At 69.1% G+C, this 19,484-nt stretch carries 19 protein-coding genes; 11 read left to right on the top strand and 8 right to left on the bottom strand.

Annotated elements, in window-relative coordinates; translation table 11 throughout:
- Positions 1-408: 408 nt before the first annotated feature.
- On the bottom strand, positions 409-1,719 hold the full coding sequence (oxlT, locus tag MKK50_RS13870) for an oxalate/formate MFS antiporter (protein ID WP_499023065.1): 1,311 nt from the start codon (positions 1,717-1,719) through the stop codon (positions 409-411).
- Between the two features lie 257 nt (positions 1,720-1,976).
- Positions 1,977-3,272 carry an oxalate/formate MFS antiporter gene (gene oxlT / locus MKK50_RS13875; protein WP_499023067.1) on the bottom strand — a complete coding sequence of 432 codons (1,296 nt, stop codon included), beginning with the start codon at positions 3,270-3,272 and terminating at the stop codon, positions 1,977-1,979.
- A 414-nt stretch (positions 3,273-3,686) separates the two neighbouring features.
- Here oxlT (MKK50_RS13875) and MKK50_RS13880 point away from each other — a divergent pair, with 414 nt between their 5' ends.
- The 4 genes from MKK50_RS13880 to MKK50_RS13895 all read left to right on the top strand — a co-directional run bounded on the left by MKK50_RS13880 (position 3,687) and on the right by MKK50_RS13895 (position 6,821).
- Positions 3,687-4,106, top strand: a complete 420-nt coding sequence (locus MKK50_RS13880) for a CBS domain-containing protein (protein ID WP_499023069.1) — start codon at positions 3,687-3,689, stop codon at positions 4,104-4,106.
- Between the two features lie 166 nt (positions 4,107-4,272).
- Positions 4,273-4,554: a hypothetical protein gene (locus tag MKK50_RS13885; RefSeq protein ID WP_499023071.1), complete on the top strand. Its 282-nt coding sequence runs from the start codon at positions 4,273-4,275 to the stop codon at positions 4,552-4,554.
- 22 nt (positions 4,555-4,576) lie between these two features.
- Entirely contained in the window at positions 4,577-6,433 is a 1,857-nt protein-coding gene (locus tag MKK50_RS13890) for a DEAD/DEAH box helicase family protein (protein ID WP_499023073.1), read from the top strand.
- Positions 6,434-6,653: 220 nt separating this feature from the next.
- Positions 6,654-6,821 (top strand): hypothetical protein, encoded by a 168-nt coding sequence (locus tag MKK50_RS13895; protein WP_253373838.1) that lies wholly within the window; start codon positions 6,654-6,656, stop codon positions 6,819-6,821.
- On the opposite strand, the gene MKK50_RS13900 is transcribed toward MKK50_RS13895, so the two are convergent.
- Together MKK50_RS13900 and frc are read right to left on the bottom strand one after the other, a co-directional pair.
- A complete protein-coding gene (locus MKK50_RS13900) occupies positions 6,803-7,033 on the bottom strand; it encodes a hypothetical protein (protein ID WP_499023075.1) in 231 nt (76 codons plus the stop codon). The two genes, MKK50_RS13895 and MKK50_RS13900, sit on opposite strands and share 19 nt — an antisense overlap.
- Before the next feature lie 139 nt (positions 7,034-7,172).
- Complete coding sequence (gene frc / locus MKK50_RS13905; protein ID WP_253373837.1) at positions 7,173-8,462, bottom strand: formyl-CoA transferase; 1,290 nt, start codon at positions 8,460-8,462, stop codon at positions 7,173-7,175.
- A 403-nt stretch (positions 8,463-8,865) separates the two neighbouring features.
- Between frc and MKK50_RS13910 the strand changes: the two genes are divergently transcribed.
- Positions 8,866-9,549 (top strand): GntR family transcriptional regulator, encoded by a 684-nt coding sequence (locus MKK50_RS13910; protein WP_060768881.1) that lies wholly within the window; start codon positions 8,866-8,868, stop codon positions 9,547-9,549.
- A 191-nt stretch (positions 9,550-9,740) separates the two neighbouring features.
- Here MKK50_RS13910 and MKK50_RS13915 read toward each other — a convergent pair whose 3' ends face one another.
- On the bottom strand, positions 9,741-10,841 hold the full coding sequence (locus tag MKK50_RS13915) for a CobW family GTP-binding protein (RefSeq protein ID WP_499023191.1): 1,101 nt from the start codon (positions 10,839-10,841) through the stop codon (positions 9,741-9,743).
- Positions 10,842-10,971: 130 nt separating this feature from the next.
- A complete protein-coding gene (locus tag MKK50_RS13920; protein ID WP_499023078.1) occupies positions 10,972-12,471 on the bottom strand; it encodes a D-alanyl-D-alanine carboxypeptidase family protein in 1,500 nt (499 codons plus the stop codon).
- A gap of 270 nt (positions 12,472-12,741) precedes the next feature.
- On the opposite strand from MKK50_RS13920, the gene queE reads away from it, so the two are divergent.
- The 6 genes from queE to MKK50_RS13950 all read left to right on the top strand — a co-directional run bounded on the left by queE (position 12,742) and on the right by MKK50_RS13950 (position 17,107).
- The gene (gene queE / locus MKK50_RS13925; RefSeq protein ID WP_499023080.1) at positions 12,742-13,380 is read left to right on the top strand and encodes a 7-carboxy-7-deazaguanine synthase; all 639 of its coding nucleotides are present in this window, start codon (positions 12,742-12,744) and stop codon (positions 13,378-13,380) included.
- Between the two features lie 156 nt (positions 13,381-13,536).
- Positions 13,537-13,965 carry an ABC transporter ATP-binding protein gene (locus MKK50_RS13930; RefSeq protein ID WP_499023083.1) on the top strand — a complete coding sequence of 143 codons (429 nt, stop codon included), beginning with the start codon at positions 13,537-13,539 and terminating at the stop codon, positions 13,963-13,965.
- 276 nt (positions 13,966-14,241) lie between these two features.
- The gene (queD, locus tag MKK50_RS13935) at positions 14,242-14,598 is read left to right on the top strand and encodes a 6-carboxytetrahydropterin synthase QueD (RefSeq protein WP_499023085.1); all 357 of its coding nucleotides are present in this window, start codon (positions 14,242-14,244) and stop codon (positions 14,596-14,598) included.
- Between the two features lie 2 nt (positions 14,599-14,600).
- On the top strand, positions 14,601-15,329 hold the full coding sequence (gene queC, locus MKK50_RS13940) for a 7-cyano-7-deazaguanine synthase QueC (RefSeq protein WP_499023087.1): 729 nt from the start codon (positions 14,601-14,603) through the stop codon (positions 15,327-15,329).
- Positions 15,330-15,441: 112 nt separating this feature from the next.
- Entirely contained in the window at positions 15,442-16,179 is a 738-nt protein-coding gene (locus tag MKK50_RS13945) for a PIG-L deacetylase family protein (RefSeq protein WP_499023090.1), read from the top strand.
- Between the two features lie 76 nt (positions 16,180-16,255).
- Positions 16,256-17,107 (top strand): glycosyltransferase family 2 protein, encoded by an 852-nt coding sequence (locus tag MKK50_RS13950; RefSeq protein WP_499023092.1) that lies wholly within the window; start codon positions 16,256-16,258, stop codon positions 17,105-17,107.
- 184 nt (positions 17,108-17,291) lie between these two features.
- Here the strand turns inward: MKK50_RS13950 and MKK50_RS13955 are convergent, their stop codons facing one another.
- Entirely contained in the window at positions 17,292-18,341 is a 1,050-nt protein-coding gene (locus MKK50_RS13955; protein ID WP_499023094.1) for a glycosyltransferase, read from the bottom strand.
- Positions 18,342-18,395: 54 nt separating this feature from the next.
- Positions 18,396-19,484, bottom strand: a complete 1,089-nt coding sequence (locus tag MKK50_RS13960) for a glycosyltransferase family 2 protein (RefSeq protein ID WP_499023096.1) — start codon at positions 19,482-19,484, stop codon at positions 18,396-18,398.

The raw sequence follows: 19,484 nt of genomic DNA on the forward strand, positions 1-19,484 counted from the left end.
GGCGTTCTCCCTTGTGGTGCGGATGCTCTTGTCCGGCGCGGGGCCCGATGGCGTCGGGCCGGGCTCGTTTCGCGCGTGCTGCTGCGCCGCGCGGCGTACGGGCCGCGCTCGAGCGGCCGGTCTTGTTGCGACACGTCTGGCATACCAAATACCAAAAGCCCGGTCAAATGAAACACGTGGCTTCAGGCCCGCCCTCGGGAGCCGCCGGTAGAGCGGTCGAAACAGAGGCTGCTCGTTACATCCGAGACGGGAGATCCTGACGCCATACCGGCGAGCGCGTCGTGCGAGCGATGCCTCTGCGTCACAAAAAACGCGCGCCGGGCCTCATCCGCCACGGCGCGCGTCTTGTCGGTCGGAGCTTCAGCAGCCGGATCGAAGCCCGGTCGCCTCACGGGCCGACGCTTTGTTTCAGGCCAGTTTCACCGCGCGATCCTCCGCGTCGGCGATCTCGGCCTCCGCCGCGAGGTAGCGCCGCCGCATCGGCTTCAGCACGAAGACCGCCAGCGCCGCGGCCAGAATATTCAGCCCGATGATGAGGCCGAACACCGCCGACCAGCCGTAGGAGGCCGACAGCACGCTGGCGAAGGGAACGAGAAAGGCAGCCGTACCCTTGGCGGTGTAGAGGAGGCCGGCGTTGCTGGCTGCGTATTTCGAGCCGAACGTGTCGCCGCAGGTGGCCGGGAACAGCGAGTAGATCTCCCCGAACACGCCGAAATACATCGCCGTGCACAGGACGAAGACGACCGGGTTGCGCCCGTAGCCGAGCAACAGGATGCAGGCTGCCGCGGCGATCACGAAGGCGATGAACATCGTGTTCTCACGGCCGATATTGTCGGACACCCAGCCGAAGAACGGCCGGCCGAACCCGTCGAAGATGCGGTCGAGCGAGATCGCCAGGGTGAGGGCCGCCATCTGCAGGCCGAACAGGCTCATCGGCACGTCGGCGACCTTGAAGTCATGGGCGATCGGGGCGATCTGCGCCGCCGCCATCAGGCCGCCGGAGGCGACCATCACGAACATCGCGTACATCGTCCAGAACACGGGCGTGCGCACCGCCTCCTTCGGGCTGCGGTCGACCTTGGTCTGGGGCAGGCGCAGGTTCTTGCGCGTGATCGGCACGGCGACCGACGGCTTGCGCAGCAGGAAGGACAGCAGGACGACGACGAACCCCTGGCCGAGCCCGAAGACGAGGAAGGCCTTCTGATAGCCGCTCGCGGCGATCATATTGGCGATCGGGATCACGGTGACCGCCGCGCCCGCGCCGAAGCCCGCTGCGGTCGCGCCCGCCGCCAGCCCGCGCCGGTCGGGGAACCATTTCAGGGCGTTGCCGACGCAGGTGCCGTAGACCGAGCCCGCACCAATCCCGCCGATCACCGCTGCGGCGTAGAGCAGAAAGAGCGAGTCGGCATAGGCGTTCAAGGTCCAGGACAGGGCAATCATCACGCCGCCGAAGAAGACCACGACCCGCGGGCCGTAGCGATCGACGAACCAGGTCTCGATCGGCACGAGCCAAGTCTCGGTGGCGACGAAGATCGTGAAGGCGAACTGGATCGCCGTACGCCCCCAATGGTGCTGCGCGTCGATCGGATCGACAAAGAGGGTCCAGCCGTATTGAAGGTTGGCGATCATCGCCATGCAGAGCACGCCGAAGGCGAGTTGCCACCATTTGGCGGAAGGCGCATCGCTGCGGGCGTGTGGCTCTGCCGGTTGGTTGACCATCCGGTCTCTCCCTGAACGTTTCCGGTGCTCCCCTGGCGTGGTTTCAAGCACAATGATGCTAGGCATACAATATACCATTGAGATAAAGATCCGGCCGTGAGCCTGCGGCAACCCGGCATACCCGGGCGGACGGACGGGTCGGCGCGGAGAGCCCGCTCAGGGAAACGGTCGCGCCAAAGCGCGCCGGGCGTGTCACCGCCCGGCGCGCCGCGTCGATCATCCGAAGCCCGGCCGGGCGGCGGCCCGGCCGGCGCGCGTCAGTGGGCGATGACCGTCGCCGGCTTGGCCTCCGCGGCGGACATGTCCCTCGTATAGGCTTGCCGCATCGGCTTGAGGACGAAGATTGCCATCAGCGCCGCGAGGATGTTGAGCGCGGCGGCCGCCAGGAACACCGCGTGCCAGCTTCCCGTCATCGTCGTGAGGATGCTGGTATAGGGCACGATCAGCGCAGCCGTGCCCTTGGCCGTATAGAGCAGGCCGGCATTGGTGGCGGCGTATTTCGAGCCGAAGGTGTCGCCGCAGGTCGCCGGGAACAGCGAGTAGATCTCGCCCCAGGCGAAGAACACGAGCCCTGTCAGGATTACGAACAGAATCGGGTCCTGGCCGAACTGGCTCAGCATGTAGATGCCGACGCCCTCGATGCCGAAGGAGAGGAACATCGTGTTCTCGCGGCCGATATGGTCGGAGATCCAGCCGAAGAGCGGGCGCGTCACGCCATTGAGCACCCGATCGATCGTGGCGGCGAAGGTCAGGGCCGGCAGGGTGATGCCGAGCAGGCTCACCGGCACGTCGGCGATGTGGAAGTCCTTGGCGATGGGGCCGAGTTGGGCGGTGGCCATCAGGCCGCCGGCCGCCATCATCACGAACATCGCGTACATCACCCAGAAGATCGGGGTGCGCACCATCTCGCCGGGTGTGAAGTCGCGCCGGCTCTGGCTGACGCGGGCGATCTCGGGCACCTGCCCCTTCTTGGGCGCGACCAGGAACAAGGCGATCAGCATCACGATCAGGCCCTGGCCGATGCCGAACCAGAAGAAGGCGGCCTCGTAGCCGTAATGGTGGATCACCGCCTGGATCGGGATGACGGTGAGCGCCGAGCCCGCGCCGAAGCCCATGGCGGTGAGACCGGCGGCCAGCCCGCGCCGGTCGGGGAACCACTTCAGCGAGTTGCCGACGCAGGTGCCGTAGACCGCGCCCGCGCCGGTACCGCCGACGGCCGCCCCGACATAAAGCAGCCAGAGCGTGTCGGCGTAGGCGTTGATCACCCAGGCCAGGCCGCACAACAGGCCGCCGATGAGCGTCACGACCCGCGGGCCGTACTTGTCGACGAACCAGCCCTCGATCGGCACCAGCCAGGTCTCGGTGAGGACGAACAGGGTGAAGGCGACCTGGATCGCGGCGCGGTCCCAGCCGTGCCGCTCCTGCATCGGGTTGACGAAGAACGTCCAGCCGTACTGCATGTTGGCGATCATGCACATGCAGATGATGCCGAACAGCAATTGCAGCCATCGGCTCGTCGGTGGTGGAACGTGGGATGTCGTGGATGGGGTCATGGACGTATCTCCAGTGTACGCTCGATTTTTTCGAGCTTTTTGGCCGTCCAATTTCTTTGATTATTTCTTGAATAGCGCTCTAAATATTCATCGCCGCAGAATGATTAGGTGATCAAGCAAACGCTGTGATCCGACCGGCGGATCGAAGTCGCACAACGCCTCCGCGGCTCGGCTCTGCCGAGTGCAGGAATGCCTGTCATGCGAGAACAACGGCGAGGCTCTTGAGGCGGCCCGGATCGAGGGCGGATCGTGCCGCACCGGCCCATCGCCGGAAGGCCAGGCGGCTCAATTTTGCCAATCCCGCCCGGACGGCGGCACCATAATTCAAAACGCAGGATTGACAATAGGTATTCTGTATACCAGCCTGCGTTCCAAGGCGGCCCCGTTCGAGAGGCATGCCGATGGAGGAGCGCCGTGTTTGGAACGATGCGCCGTGAGCCGGACGCTGCGGGCGTCCGCACCATCCACCGGGACCGATCCGTGGCCGAAGCCGCGCAACTCCTCGCTCAGCCGGGAACGGGCGCGCTCGTCGTCGTCGAGGGCGATGCCGACGCAACGGTGACGGGCCTGCTCACCCAGCGCGACATCTTCCGCGCAGTGGCGGCCGAGGGCCCCGAGGTCTACAGCCGCAGCGTCTGGCTCATCACCGACCACGACTTTCCCGCCGTCGATGTCGGCGCTTCGGCGCAGGAGCGGCTGAAGACCTTCTGCGAACGCAAGGTCGATCACATCGCCCTGATGGAATCCTGCCGCATCAGCGCGATCCTGAGCATCTGGGATTGCGCCGGCGAGGCGCGGGCAGCGACGAACCCGCCGGCATTACCGCATACGTGAAGGCGTACGGCTCATCGTGAATGCAAACGTAGCGCCGGACACGACGCATGCCGGTCCTAGCCCCTGCCTGCCGGGAGCAGGCACCGTTCACCGAGCGTTGTACGAGAACGATCCGGAACAGATCGGAAGACGAGTCCGAGAAAAGGCCTCCGCCATGGAAACCCCGATGAAACATCTGACCGTCGTCGAATGCCCGATCGTCTTCCCGGGCGAAAACGAATTCGGTGCGTCGAGCATCGACATGTTGCCCCGTCTTGGTATCGCCGGCGGGCTGGAGAGCCGCCACATCCGTGTTCTGGACGAGCGCATCATCGCGGTGTGCATCTGGCGCAGCTCGTTCTGCGCCAAACTGTTCTTCGACACCGCTTGGCACGAGCGGGCGGCGACGCTGTGGGGCGAGGCCTACCAGATCCGGTTCGACGCGATCGAGAACGCCTCCGCCGCCTGATCGAAACCGGGAGGGGCGAGCGATGACCGACGCCGCGCCGCCCCTCGCCGACAGGTTTCCGGCCGCGGCCAGTGGCACTACCCCTGCGGACGAGCCGGCCTTCCACGCCTGGAATCCCGGCCTCGAACCCGGCGTGCCGCGGGCGATGCGCCCGCTCGCGACGGTGTTCCGGCCCGAGAACGTTCGCCTGCCCTTCTCCGAAATCCTCGAACTGTCCGATTTCAGCGGCCTGCCCGCGACACAGCTCGCCCCCTTCCGGCCTGAGCGCCTCGCGGTCCACGAGGTGCTGATCCGGGTCATGGCCGACATCTCGGTCCCCGTCGGCGAAGTCTATGCCGATCTCGGTCTGAACTTCCGGCGCATCGTCGGCACGTTGCTGCGCGAGGGCGTGATGCACCGCCTCGACGCGGTCGCGGCCACCCTCGACGCGGTCCGCGCCGAGGCCGAGGCGGCGCTGGAGCGCGAGCTGTCGGCCCTGTTCGACGAGGCGCCCGCGCCGCCGCCCGAACCGGCCTCCGGCTGGGCCGGGTGGCTCCGCCGCCTCGGCCCGCGCGCGCCGCCCTCCCCTTCTGCTTCGCTGACCGGCGACGGGCAGGCGCGCATCCTCGCCCGCCTCGACGAACGATGCGCGGCAGCGAGCGAAGCCGAGAGCATGGAGAGCGCCGCCCGCGAGGCTCTGCGCACGGTGTTCGGCCACGTTATCGCCCGCCAGGGCATGCTGATCCGCGACCGCGCGCTGCTGCGGCGGCTCGCCGGCATCCTCGTCACCAACCGCTGCGGCAGCGACCGGATCGGTGCGCTGATCGCGCCCTGGATCGAAGCGGTCGCTGCGGCGCAGGGCTATCATCGGCCTGCGCCGCAAGCGCAGCCGGTCGTGATGAACGTCAAGGGCGCCTCGGCCTCGGGCAAGAGCACGATCCGGCCCTATCAGCGCGACCTCGCCGGACGGATCGGCGCACAATGGCAGGACTTTGCCGTCATCACGCCCGACGTCTGGCGCAAGTTCCTGCTGGATTACGACAGCTTGGGTGAAGCGCGCCGCTATGCCGGCCCGCTGACCGGCCACGAGGTCGAGATCGTCGATGCCAAGCTCGACCGCTACATCACCCGCAAAGCGGCCGGTGGCCGCCTCTCGCACCTGCTGATCGACCGCTTCCGCTTCGACAGCTTCTCGACAGAGGCCGGCAGCGACGGCGCCGGACAGCTCCTCACCCGGTTCGGCCAGCGCGTCTACCTGCAATTCATGGTCACGCCGCCCGAGGAAACCGTGGAGCGGGCCTGGAAGCGGGGGGAGGAATTCGGACGCTACAAGGCGGTCGAGGATCTGCTCGCGCATAATGTCGAGGCCTTCACCGGCATGCCGCGGCTGTTCTTCACCTGGGCGCTGCGCCGGGACCGGCCGGTGTTCTTCGAATTCCTCGACAACAGCGTGCCCAAGGGCGCGCGTCCGCTCACCATCGCGTTCGGCACGAACGACGCGATGACGATTCTCGACGCCAAAGCCCTGCTGGCGATCGAGCGCTATCGGCGGATCGACATCCGCGCCCGCGCGGCGGCCGAGGTCTATCGCGGCGTTGCCGACGCACCGGAGGCCGAGGCGCGCTTTCTACGGGAGGCACTGCGGCAGGTGTCCGTGGTGCGCTTTGCCGATCGGGAATCGGGGCGGGTCTTCGCGCGCTTCGAGAGCGGTCGACTCGTCGGCCTCGACCCGGGGGGGCTGGCCGCCGCGCGCCGGGAAGCCGAGACGGCGCGGGCGCTCGTGGCAACGGGCCTGACGGACGAGTCCGAGGGCGTCGCGTCGCTCGACGAGGTTCTGCGCCCGGCCGAAACCTCGACCCTCGGCGCATGGGGTCCGGAGGCCGACCGGGCAGACCCTTAACCCCCCACCATGCTGCGGCGCGACATCGAAAGGCGTCTGTCACACCTTCGCCGGCCGCAGGGATTGTGGCCGAATTCACGTGCCATCAGATCATTGCACGCCATTCACATGCGCGTGACGCATGTGCGCGTTTGGTATTTTGTACTTCATATTCCAAAACGGGCGGCTTATCTCCGGTTGCGTTCGCACCGCACCATAGCCAAAACCGTCGGAGACCCTCATGCTCGCCACTTGGCTCGCCGCGCTCGTTTTCCTTGTCGCCGTCCAGGCACTGCTTGTCGTCAAGCTGGCCGACCGTCTGACCGTCTCGAACGCTGCCCAGGATGTCCCGACGGGCCGCCGCACCGAGGCGCTGGAGACGACCGACCGCTACGCTCGCGCCGCCTGAACCGCGACCGGAACCTCGCGTCGAGCGAAGTCTGCGGCTGCCAGCCATGCGGGCCCGGCCGGCTTGGCGGATGAGACTCCGAAGCGCGTCTCGGCCGTGAACGGCGTGGCGTCGAGAAACGCCTGCATCTCAGCATCGGAATAATGTCCGAACGCGTCCACGAGATCGGCGAGAGCACGGTCCGAGGCGTGGTCTGAGACGGTTCTGTCCATCACCGTATCCTCCGGTCGCCGGCCCGAACGGTGCAGAACGCAGCCGTATCAGGCCTCATCAACCTATTGGTATCTGGCATACCAGAGAAGGGAAATCAAGTTCTAGCCGCCCTGGAACTCGGCAGAATAATGCCGCACGCTACTCCGCGGCGATGCGATGGACGCCGCCCACCGCGCCCGAACCGAGGATGTCGCCGATCTCGGCATCGGTGCAGCCCAGTACCTCGCGCAGGATCTCGTCGGTATGCTCGCCCAGTAGCGGCGCGCGGGTGATCTCGGTGGGGCTCGCTGACAGCTTGATCGGGTTGCCCACCGTCAGGTAGGCGCCGCGGGTCGGGTGCTCGACCTCGACCACCGTGCCGTTCGCCCGCAGCATCGGATCCTCGGCGATCTCCTTCATCGACAGGATCGGTCCGCACGGGATCTCGTAGGCGTTGAGGATCTCCATCGCCTCGAGCTTGTCGTGCTTCATCGTCCACGCTTCGATACGCGTGAAGATCTCATTGAGATGCGGCAGGCGGGCCTTCGGCGTCGCGTAGGCCGGATCGGTCTTCCAGTCCGGCTCGCCGATGATGTCGCAGATCGGCCCCCAGACCGCGCCCTGCGTGATGAAGTAGATGTAGGCGTTGGGATCCTGCTCCCAGCCCTTGCACTTGAGGATGCGGCCGGGCTGCCCGCCGCCGGAATCGTTGCCGGCCCGCGGCACCGCCTCGCCAAAGGGGACGCCCTCGCCGTACTGGCTGTATTCCATCAGCGGGCCGTGGGCGAGGCGCTGCTGGTCGCGCAGCTTCACCCGGCAGAGGTTGAGAACCCCGTCCTGCATGGCGCAATCGACGCGCTGGCCCTGCCCCGTCTGGGTGCGCTGGTAGAGGGCAGTGACGATGCCGAGCGCGAGGTGCAGGCCGGTGCCGGAATCGCCGATCTGCGCGCCCGAGACCATCGGCACACCGTCGCGCCATCCGGTGGTGGAGGCTGCGCCGCCGACGCACTGGGCAACGTTTTCGTAGACCTTGCAATCCTGGTAGCGGCCGGGCCCGAAGCCCTTGACCGAGGCCAGGATCAGGCCCGGATTGGCGGCCTGCAGTTTCTCCCAGGTCAGCCCCATGCGGTCGAGCGCACCGGGGGCGAAGTTCTCGACCAGCACGTCGCACTCGGCGATGAGCCGCCACAGGATGGCGTTGCCCTTGGGGTTCTTGCCGTCGAGCGTGATCGAGCGCTTGTTGTGGTTCAGCATCGTGAAATAGAGGCTGTCCACACCGGGAAGGTCCTGAAGCTGCTGGCGCGTCGCATCGCCAGCGCCCGGCCGCTCGACCTTGATCACGTCGGCCCCGAACCACGCGAGCAGTTGCGTGCAGGTCGGCCCCGATTGAACATGGGTGAAGTCGAGGATGCGGACGCCCTCGAGTGCCTTGCCCGGTGCCTTGCTCATCGCAGGTCTCCTCCCCAGGAGAATGGCATGTTGCCGGGCGCTGATCGGCCGATGGCGTCGGCCGGGTGCGCCCGCGGGGATCCGTGCCGGTCGTGGGCTCCGGTTCGGCTGGCGTGCGCGACTTGAGCGCAGCTCAGGGCATCATCATCGAGGCTGCCCTGCACCCGGCGAATGCCGCCGGCATCGACTCCCCGATTTTCTTCTGGCATACCAGATGCCAGAGGTCAACATTTCGGGTCGGAGACCGGAAATCCGAACGTTCTCGTGCGGATTCCGCGGGAAGAGCCGGGATACCGGAGTGCGGGCTGCCTTGTCTTCCGAAGGATGAGACGCCATGCTCCCGCGGCTCGATGTTTCCACTCCGGACCCGCAACCCCATCGGCATCAAGGTCGATCCGAAGTGATGGAAAATCTCTCGATCAAGCCGATCGTTCCGGCGACGAGCCTGCGAACGCTGGCCTACGAGGCGCTGAAATCCGCCATCACCAACATGGACATCTACGGCCAGACCGGGGATGTGCGGCTCGATGAGCGCGGCCTGTCGCAGACGCTGGGCGTGAGCCGCACGCCGATCCGCGAGGCGCTGACGGTGCTGGAGCAGGAAGGCTTCGTGCGTAACGAGCCCCGGCGCGGCGTGTTCGTCGTCAAGAAGACGAAGCGCGAGATCGTCGGCATGATCCAGGCCTGGGCGGCGCTGGAGAGCATGGCGGCACGGCTCGCCTGCACCGCGGCCTCGGACGAGGATCTGGCCTGCCTGCGCCGCTCCTTCCCCGAGTTCTTCGACGGGCAGCCCTACGAGCATCTCGACGAGTACTCGGAAGCCAACATCCGCTTCCATCAGAAGATCATCGCCCTCGGCCACAGCGCGGTGATCACAGACCTGACCAGCAACCTCTTGATGCACGTGCGCGGCATCCGCAACACGGCGCTCCGCCAGGGCGACCGCGCCTCGAAGTCGATCGAGGAGCACGTGCGGATCATCGAGGCGCTGGAAGCCCGCGACGCGGAGCGCGCCGAGCGCCTCGTGCGCGACCACGGCCTCGGCCTCGCCGATCACGTGCAGCGCTACGGCGACCATCTCGACTGATCGCTCCCGAACAACGCAACGCCGAAACCGTCTCCGAGCGAGCTATGAGGGTGCCGCGCGGCTTCACGCGACGTGGCACGGCTTCGGCCTAAGCAATCCGGACGGCAAGGTGAGCCGGAGAAAGCTGTCGCATCCCGACGAGCCGTCCGCGTGAACGCCGGACACGTCGCCGGGACGAAGGACGTCGCCCCCTATCCCCCCGGGATCGCCAGCGGATTGTCGGTGAGCGCGGCCCGGTCCGGCGTGTCCAGGGCGGGCTTGCCGAGGAAGGCGTCCCAGATCCGGCGGACGAAGGCGGGGTCGAGATCGCGCACGATCAGCACGAGCCGTGAACGGCGATCCGCATCGGGCCAGGCTGGCAGCGTCACCGGCGCGTGGACGACGTGCTGCACCCCGTGCACCACGACCGGCCGCCCGGGATCGTCGGCGAGCGCCACGAGGCCCTTGAGGCGCAGGAGCTTCGGCCCGTGCGCCGAACGCATGAGATCCAGGAACATCTCGAAGGCCGGGCGCGGCACCGGCTCGTCGCTGGTGAGGTGAAAGGCGCGGATCGCCGCGTCGTGCCGGTTCACGTCGTGATGGTGATGGCCGTGATCGTGGTGATGGCCGTGCGCGCGGTCTTCCGCGCCGAGCCACGCGCGCACGTCGTCCCCCTTGCCTTCGAGGCCGAACAGGCCGCCGAGCAGGCGCTCGGCCGGCACGTCGGGCCCGTGGATCCGGGCGCCCGGATTGAGGGAAGCGAGCCGGCGGGTCAGTGCCTCCGCCGCGGCGCCGGGCAGGTCGGCCTTGGTCACCACGAGATGGTCGGCGACCGCCGCCTGCCGCAGCGCCTCGCCGTGCGCGTCGAGGGTGCCGGCGCCGTTGACCGCATCGATCACGGTCACCACGCCCTGCAATTGGAAGCGGATCGCGAGATAGGGGTGGTAGATCAGCGCGTGGAGGATCGGCGCCGGGTCGGCGAGGCCGGTGGTCTCGATCACCACTCGGCGGAACGGGTTGATGCGGCCGTTGTCGCGGCGGCGCAGGAGGTCTTCGAGCGTCGAGATCAGGTCGCCGCGCACGGTGCAGCACAGGCAGCCGGCGCCGAGCAGGATCATCCCCTCGTCGACGGTCTCGATCAGCAGGTGATCGAGCCCGATCTCGCCGAACTCGTTGACGATCACCACCGTGTCGGCGAGCGCCGGATCACCGAGGAGGCGGTTCAGCAGCGTGGTCTTGCCCGCGCCCAGAAACCCCGTGAGCACGGTGAGCGGGATCGGTGCGGGGCGGCCGGGTTCTTCGGTCTGGAGCATCGTGAAGCGGCTTTCGAAGTCCGAGCCGCTCGGGATCTCCCCCCTCTCCCCGGCAGGGGCGAGGGGATCAGCCGTCACCGCAGCGCGTCTCGGTGACGATATGACGATGCCGGGGGCTTTCGAAAACCCCTTACGACTCGTCGTTCTTCGCCTTGGCGGGCTTCTTATCCGCCTTCTTGGCGGCAGGCTTGGCTGCTTCAGGCTTGGCCGCCTCGGGCTTCTTGGCGGCCGGCTTGTGCGCCGGCTTCGCGGCTGCCTTCGAAGCGGGCTCCACCGCCGTATAGGCACTGGTCGTGGCAGGCACGTTCTTGGGGCCGGCGATTTTCGTGGCCGGCTTGGGCGCGGTCACGGCGGCGGCGCGGGCCTTGGCAGCCTTCTCCGAGGCGGCCTGCTTGGCGGCCTCTCGGGCCGCGTCCTTGGTGGCCTTGGCTTCCGCACGCTTGCGCTGGGCGGCCTCCTGCGCGGCTTGGCGCGCCGCCTGCTTGGAAGCCTGCGCCTCCTGTTCCTCGCGGGCCAAAGCCATGGCGCCTTCCGTGGGGCTGCTGCCGATCCAGACCGGGATCGGCTGAAGCGGCGCCCGCGGCGGCAGGGTGCGCCCGCGGACGTTGGCGCTGCTGAGCGCGGCGAAGGCGAGGTTGGTGGCGTCCGGGGTCGCCGAGCCGAGGAGCTGCGTGGCGGCGCTGTTGGCGCCGGGACCGCTCGCGGTCAGCGCGCCGGGGCCCTCGTCCACCGGCATCGGCTTGCGCTTGTCACAGATGTAGGGCCGCATGTCCGGCGGGGCGGCGACGTTGGAGGGCGGCAGTGATTCGAGCGTCGGCGCAGTCCAGCCCGCCGACTGGCCGAAGCCGTAATCGAACAGGTCGGCGGCCTTGATGTCGCGCTCGCGCGCGCTCGGCTGGCCCATCACCACGGTGATGATGCGCCGGCCCCCGCGGGTCGCGGTCGCCACCACGTTGAAGCCGCCCGAGCAGATGAAGCCGGTCTTCATGCCGTCGGCCCCGGGGTAGCGCCCGAGCAGGCCGTTGTGGTTGGCCATGACCGACTTGCCGAACTGGATCGCCGAGATCGAGAACAGGGCCTGCTGGTTGGGGAAGTCGCGCATCAGCGCGCGCGCCAGGATCGCCATGTCGCGGGCGCTGGTCCATTGCCGCGGCTCGGGCAGGCCGTTGGGGTTGTACCAACGGCTCTCGCGCATGCCGATCCGGTGCGCGGTCTCGTTCATCATGTCCGCGAAGCCCTCGACGGAGCCGCCGAGCCCCTCGCCGATGACCCAGGACACGTCGTTGGCCGACTTGACCATGATGATCTTGAGGGCGTTGTCGAGGGTGATCTGCGTGCCCGGCTTGAAGCCCATCTTCGAGGGCGGCTCGGCGGCCGCCGCCGGCGAGACCGTCAGCAGCGTGTCGAGCGAGACCTTGCCCTGGCGCACCATGTCGAGGGCGACGTAGGTGGTCATCAGCTTGGTGATCGAGGCCGGATACCAGGGGTCGGTCGCGCCCTGGCTGTAGATCACCTTGCCGGACTCGGCATCGACGACGAGGATCGGTGCCGTCACCGCCGAGGCCGCCCCCGCCATCAGGCCGAGGGCGGCGAGCGAGCCGATCAGCCGTCCCCAAACACGGTTCACCATCGGGCCAATCTCGAAAGGGTGGGAGGGCGCGGGACGCCGGGGAGCAGGAATTCCGTTGCCGGCTCCGGGCGTTCGCGAGGGACGCACCCGGACAGGGTCGGATCGAGGAGACCCGTTCATCAACGTGCCCTCCGTGGCGAGAGCATGGCAGAGCGGGGCGTTTGCCCACGGATACGCTTCCGATCAGGGTTGCGTTCCGCGAAATCCTGCACCGCTTGGTCTTCCGCGCCTCACAGGGGTAAGGGCAAGTCCTGGCAGAAAAGCGCGACGATGTCCTACGCGGTCAAGGAACTCTTCCACACACTTCAGGGTGAGGGCGCCCAGGCCGGGCGCGCGTCGGTGTTCTGCCGGTTTTCCGGCTGCAATCTCTGGTCCGGCCGCGAGGAGGACCGGGCAGGCGCCGCCTGCCGCTTCTGCGACACCGATTTCGTCGGGATGGACGGAGAGGGTGGCGGGCGCTTCGCCTCGGCCGAGATCCTGGCCGACGCCATCGCCGCGACCTGGGCCGGGGGCGGAGCCAACCGCTACGTCGTGTTCACCGGCGGCGAGCCGCTGCTGCAACTCGACGAGGTCTTGATCGCCGCCGTCCATGCCCGCGGCTTCGAGGTCGCGGTGGAGACCAACGGGACGCTTCCCGCGCCGGCCGGCATCGACTGGATCTGCGTCAGCCCCAAGGCCGGCAACCCGCTGGTCCAGACCTCGGGCGACGAGTTGAAGCTCGTCTTCCCTCAGGCAGAGGCCGAGGCCGCGCCGGAGCGCTTTTCGGATCTGCCCTTCCGGCATCACTTCCTGCAGCCGATGGATGGGCCGGAGGCCGCCGCCCACACCGCGGCGGCGGTGGCCTATTGCCGGGCGAACGCCCGCTGGCGGCTCTCCCTTCAGACGCATAAGATCATCGGAATTCCGTGACGGCACCGTCCCAAAGGCGGCTTCCGGTCGTCGGAGGAGATGCGTGGGCCGACCGAACCGATGCGGCCGGCGGTTGCATCTCCCATCCGCCTCGACCACCTTCGCACGCAAGCGCGGCCGGCTCCGGCCGGCTCCCATACGGCAGAAGGACGCTCGATGCTGCCTGATTCCACGACGCCCGACTCCCTGGCGCTCAGGCTCGATCACTCCTCCATCGAGGAACTCAACCGCGCCCTGCGCCACTACCGGCGCCTGATGATCCGCCTGCCCCTGATCCTCATCCTCGGCTTCGCGGCGGCGATCGGCCTGTCGTATCTCGGGACCGCGCTGTCGCCGCCCTACGGCGTCTACATCCTCGGCTGGGATCTCATGACCTGGGGGCTGCTCGGGCTCCTCGCCGTTCTCTTCGCCGAGCTGTGGTGGGAGGGGCGGCAGATCGGGCACGCCCTCAACAGCGTCGAGATGCAATCCGCGCCGATCGCCTCCCTGCTCGGCGGACAAGCCCTGATCGCGGAGCGCGCCCGCGAACACGGCATGAAGCCGGGCCCCTTCAACGGCCCGCTGCGGCCGATCCGTAAAGGCTGAGTCGGGCCGTCCGTCTGGTCCCGTTTCAGCTCTCCGGCCGTGATCGGCCTGTCTTCGTTCCGGTGGGAAGAGCATCGGACGGTTTCCCGCTGCATAGCCTTCTGGATCTTGCGGCGCTCGCTCTGCGATGACCCGGGAAAGGCCGCGGCCTCCGGATAGAGGGTGCATTTCGGCCGATGTGGTGACATATCCACGATCTCGGTGTGCCCGCCGGCCACCGTCAACCCGCTGCGCCCTCCGCGGCGGGACCGTTCCGGACCTCGTGAAGATCCCGCGATGAAGATCACCCAGGCCTTCACCTTCGAGGCGGCCCACCGCCTGCCGAACGTGCCCGAGACCCACCGCTGCCACCGCATGCACGGGCATTCCTACCGCGTGGAGCTGACGGTGGCGGGCGCGGTCGATCCGACGAGCGGTTGGGTGGTCGATTTCTACGATATCGAGAGCGCCTTCGCCCCGCTCCTGGAGCGGCTCGACCACCATTGCCTCAACGAGATCGAGGGGCTGGAGAACCCCACCGCCGAGCATATCGCGGCCTGGATCTGGCATCGGGCCAAGCCGGCGATTCCGGGGCTTTCCAGCGTGCGGATCTTCGAGACGCCCTATTCCTGGGCCGAGTACGAGGGCGAGTGACGGTGCCGGAGGACGCCGTGGCGGGCGGTGAGGCCGGTGCGCTGGTGCTGTTCTCCGGCGGCCAGGATTCGGCGACCTGCCTCGCCTGGGCGCTCGACCGCTTCCCGCATGTGGAGACGCTCGGCTTCGATTACGGCCAGCGCCACCGGGTCGAACTCGATCGGCGCGAGGCCCTGCGGCAGGGCTTGACCGCCCTCGATCCGGCCTGGGGAGGCCGGCTCGGGCCGGATCACACGCTGGCGCTGGCCGCACTCGGCGAGATCTCCGACACGGCGCTGACCCGCGACAGCGCGATCGCGCTGGCAAAAGACGGTCTGCCCAACACCTTCGTGCCCGGCCGCAACCTCGCCTTCCTCACCTTCGCCGCCGCGCTCGCCTACCGCCGGGGCCTGCGCCACATCGTCGGCGGCATGTGCGAGACCGATTACTCGGGCTATCCCGATTGCCGCGACGACACGATCAAGGCGCTGCAGGTCGCGCTCAATCTCGGCATGGAGCGCCGCTTCGTGCTGCACACGCCCCTGATGTGGATCGACAAGGCGCAGACCTGGGCGCTGGCTGAGACTCTGGGCGGGCGGGCGCTCGTGGATCTCGTCGTCGAGGAGAGCCATACCTGCTATCTCGGCGAGCGCGGCGCACGCCACGCCTGGGGCTACGGCTGCGGCACCTGCCCGGCCTGCGATCTGCGCGCCAAAGGATTTGCGCGCTACCTCGCCGCGCGAGCGGACTGAAGCATGGTCCAGTATATCGGATCCAGGACCAGACTTCAGTGTCTTGTTTTCATCCTCGTCTTTTTCCGAAAGCGATGATCACCTTTCGGGACGATGTTCTAGGAGGCTTCCCATGCGTGCCGATGCCTTCCTCGAGGCCGTGAAGGCCCTGCCCGTCGCCCCGCTCGCCACCCTGGTGCCGGACGGAGGCGGCCTCGTCGTGGTCGCGCCCCACCCCGATGATGAAAGCCTCGGCTGCGGCGGGCTGATCGCGCAGGCCGTGCGAGAGGGCCGCCCTGTCCGCGTCGTCATCGTCAGCAACGGCTGCGGCTCGCACCCGAACTCCAAGACCTATCCGCACGACCGCCTGCGGGATCTTCGCGAGGCCGAGACCGTGGCGGCGATGGCCGAACTCGGGCTGGCGGCCGAGCATGTCCGCTTCCTGCGCCTGCCCGATGGCGGCGTGCCGAGCGAGGGCGCGGGCGCCGAGGCGGCGGCGGACCGGGTCGCCGCCATCGCCCGAGACGCCGGGGCGAGCGCCCTGTTCGTGACGTGGCGGCACGATCCCCATTGCGACCATACCGCCTCGGCTGCCATCGTCGGCCTCGCCCGGGCCCGGCTTCCCGGCATCGCGGCCTATGCCTACCCGGTCTGGGGCTGGACCCTGCCGCCGGAGCGCGAGGTCGGGCCGGCGCCCGACGGCTACCGCCTCGCGGTGGAGGACGAGCGCGCGGCCAAGCGCCGGGCGGTGGAGGCGCACGCCTCGCAGGTCTCCGGGCTGATCGCGGACGATCCGTCCGGCTTCCAGTTGCAGCCGGCGATGATCGACCGGCTCTGCGGCCCGCACGAGTGGTACATCGCGCTGCGCTGATCCTCTTCATCCGGGTTTCAGGTTGAGGCTGGCAGGACGGGTACGCCCTTAAAGCTTGGCCCGGACCGGAATCCCCGTGAGTACCATCAGCGTCGTCACGCTCAACAAGGGGCGCGACGCCCATCTTGCCCGACTGATCGAGGGGCTCGCCCGCGGGCCTGCTCCGGCCGAATGCGTCGTCGTCCAGATGGCCCCCGCCCCCGAGCCGCTGCCGGCGACGCCGTTCCCGCTGCGGCAAGTTGATTTCCCGAGTGCCGGCCTGCCGCTCGCCGCGGCGCGCAATGCCGGCCGGGCGGCGGCCTTCGGCGACATCCTCGTCTTCCTCGACGTCGATTGCATTCCCTCCGCCGGCCTCGTTCCGGCGCTGGCTGCAGCCGCACGCGCGCATGACGGCCTCGTCTGCGGGCCGATCCGCTACCTGCCCGCGGGTGCGGTGCAGGACGGCTGGCGGGAAGCCGACCTCCTGCAGGCCGGCCTCCTCCACCCGACCCGAAATTTTCCGGACGGCGGCGTGGCGGAGACGAAGAATCCCGGCCTGTTCTGGTCGCTCGCCTTCGCGGTGCGCGCCTCGACCTACGACCGGCTCGGCGGGTTCGACGAGGGCTATGACGGCTACGGCGCCGAGGATACCGATCTCGCCTTCCGCGCGGCCGAGATCGGCGTGCCGGTGCTGCTGGCGGGCGCCCCCCCGGCCTTCCACCAACACCACCTCTCCTGCGACCCGCCGCTCCAGCATTTCGCCAACATCGTCCGCAACGCCCGCCGCTTCCGCGCCCGGCACGGGCTCTGGCCGATGGACGGCTGGCTCGACGCCTTCGCCCGGCTCGGCCTGATCGGCGAGAGCCGCGAGCCCGACATCACCCTCCTGCGCGGCCCGAGCCCGGAGGAGATCGCCGCCGCGCGCGTGCCCCCGGAGCGGCCGTTCTGAGCGGTCTTTTGGGGGGCGCGGATCCCGTCGATCCCCTCAGCGGCTGCATCCTAAGGCATCGTCTTTTCCGCAAGCCGGCGGCCACCTTTCGGGACGATGCTCTAAGGTTTGAAGCGTCACGCCCCAGCGCCGACCGGCTCGGCTCGAACGGGCGCCGGCCGCCGGAGCCGATGCGGGACGCCGGTCAGTCCGCGCTCCGGCATAGGGCCTCGATCGCGGTGGCCGTGCGTGCGAGCGCATCGGGCGCGGCAAGGCGCCGAACGATGCCCGGATCGAGGGCGAGGCCGCGGGCGACGAGGCCGGCCCACGCGGCGGTGTCCGGCCAGCCGCGATGGACGACGGCCGCGCCGAGCCGCTCCAGCGCCTCCGCCTTGGCCGCTTGCTCGTCGTAGGCACGCGGCTCGGGCAGGCACAGGAAGCGCTTGCCGAGACCTGCCACCGCGGTGACGAGCCCGTCGCCCGCGCCCCCGACCACGAGGGCGGCGGAGGCGAGGTGCGGGTGCACATCCGTGACCCAGCCGTGCAGGTGCAGATTTTTCGGAACCGCGCCTATGCCAGTGACCGGCCCGAGCACGTGCCAAGCTCGGTCCGGCACGGCGTCAGCGGCCTGAGCGAGTACATCCATCCGCCCGCCCTCGCCGCCGCGCCCGAACACCACGACGATGCGCCCATCCTCCTCCGGCACCGCCATCGCGGGCATTCCCCCGAGGAAGCCGCCGTAGAGCGTCTTCTCGCGCACCCAGGCCGGCATATCGCCGCCGTCGAGCGCTTCGGGGAAGGGCGCGAGCAGGCGCGAGGCAGCGCGGAACGCTTCCAGATGCGGCCGGTCCGTGCGGGTGCCGGACAGCCGCACGACGAGGCTCGGCACCGAAAGGAGACGGGCCAGTAGAGCCACCTCGGCCGAGACATCGACGACGATCAGCGCCGGGTCGTTCTCCGCCGCCCAGGCGGCGATCCGGCCCATCCGCGCGCGGATGCCGGGATGGTTCAGTGGCACGTAGTGGAAGCATTCGGGTCGCTGCCCCGCGCCGTCCTGCCCGTCGAAGCTCCGGTCGAGGCGGTCGTCGGGCAGGTCGAGGACGGGGCCCGGCGCGCCCGAGACGTCGAGGCCGGCAAAGCTGCCCATCAGCGTGCAGGGCCGCCCAAACGCGTCGAGCGCCCGTGCGAGCGCGATCGCCCGCTGAAGATGCCCGGCGCCCTGATGGTGGACGTAGTAGCCGACCGGACGCGTCATTCGGGCTCCGAGAAAAGTGCGGCGCGAAGCGGAGAGCGTTTCGATAGGCCGGCCTCAGGCCGCTCTGTCGTGCCGCACGGCTGCCGCGAGATCGGCGAGCGCCGCCAGCGCCTCGTCGAGGCCGCATTCCGGCGCGGGGCCGTCCCGCGCGTCCAGGCGGGCATGGGCCCGCTCCACGAAGGCGATGTCGTTGGGGCAGGCTGCGACGTCGATGACGGCGAGGTCGTCCGCGTCGAGCCCGAGCGCGTGAAGGGCGGCCGGCGCGGCGCCCTCGCGATAGGTGCGGCGCAAAGCGGCCCGGCGCAGGATGATCCGCTGCCAGTGGGCGGCCACCGGCAACCGGTAGGCCTCGCTTTCGCGCACGACGCGGGCACGGCGCAGCATCTCGGTCGCCATGCCGCCCTCGGCGCGCCCGGCGGTGCGGGCGGAGACGAGCACCGATACGTCGGGGCAGTGGCGCAGGCGCCCGCCGGCCCGCTGGACGGCGGTGACGAGGGCGTTGTCCTCGCCGCGGGGCAGCGCGGGCAGGCCGCCGACGGCGCGGTAGAGCGAGGCCCGGAGCGCGAGGCTTCCACCGGTATGGTCGCCGTGGCGCGGCGCCGGATCGTGGGGCGGCGGATCGAGGGCGTCTTCCAGTGTGCGCACGCCCGACCAGTAGCGCTCGACCTGGGCGTGGAAGGCGCTGAGCGCGGAGTCCGCGGCGCCCTCGTCGTCGATCACCAGCCGGCCGCCGACGATCTCGGCGTTCTCCAAGGCGCGTAGGTTCGCCGCGACCCAGCCGGGCGCGAGCCGCGCGTCGGCATCGGTGGTGAGCAGCACGCCGTCCGGCGCGCCCTCGCTCTCCAGCCAGTCGGCGCCCGCATCGAGGGCGCGGCGGCGGGCGGTGCCGACATGGGCCTCGGACGGGGCGTAGGTCGCCTCGATCAACCGCAGCGCCAGGGTGTCGAGCGACCCCGAACCTTCGAGGGCGCGCACCGCCTCGACCGTGCCGTCGGTGCAGTTGTTGCTGACGATCACGACCTTCAGGGGGGCGCCCGTCGAGAACCCCTCCTGCGCGGCGAGTGTCCGCAGCAGACGCGGCAGACGCTCGGCCTCGTTACGGGCCGGAATGCAGACGACGGCCGGGCCGGAGGGCGCGGGCAT

The sequence above is a fragment of the Methylobacterium sp. J-043 genome, assembly GCF_022829505.1.
GTDB lineage: Bacteria > Pseudomonadota > Alphaproteobacteria > Rhizobiales > Beijerinckiaceae > Methylobacterium > Methylobacterium extorquens_A.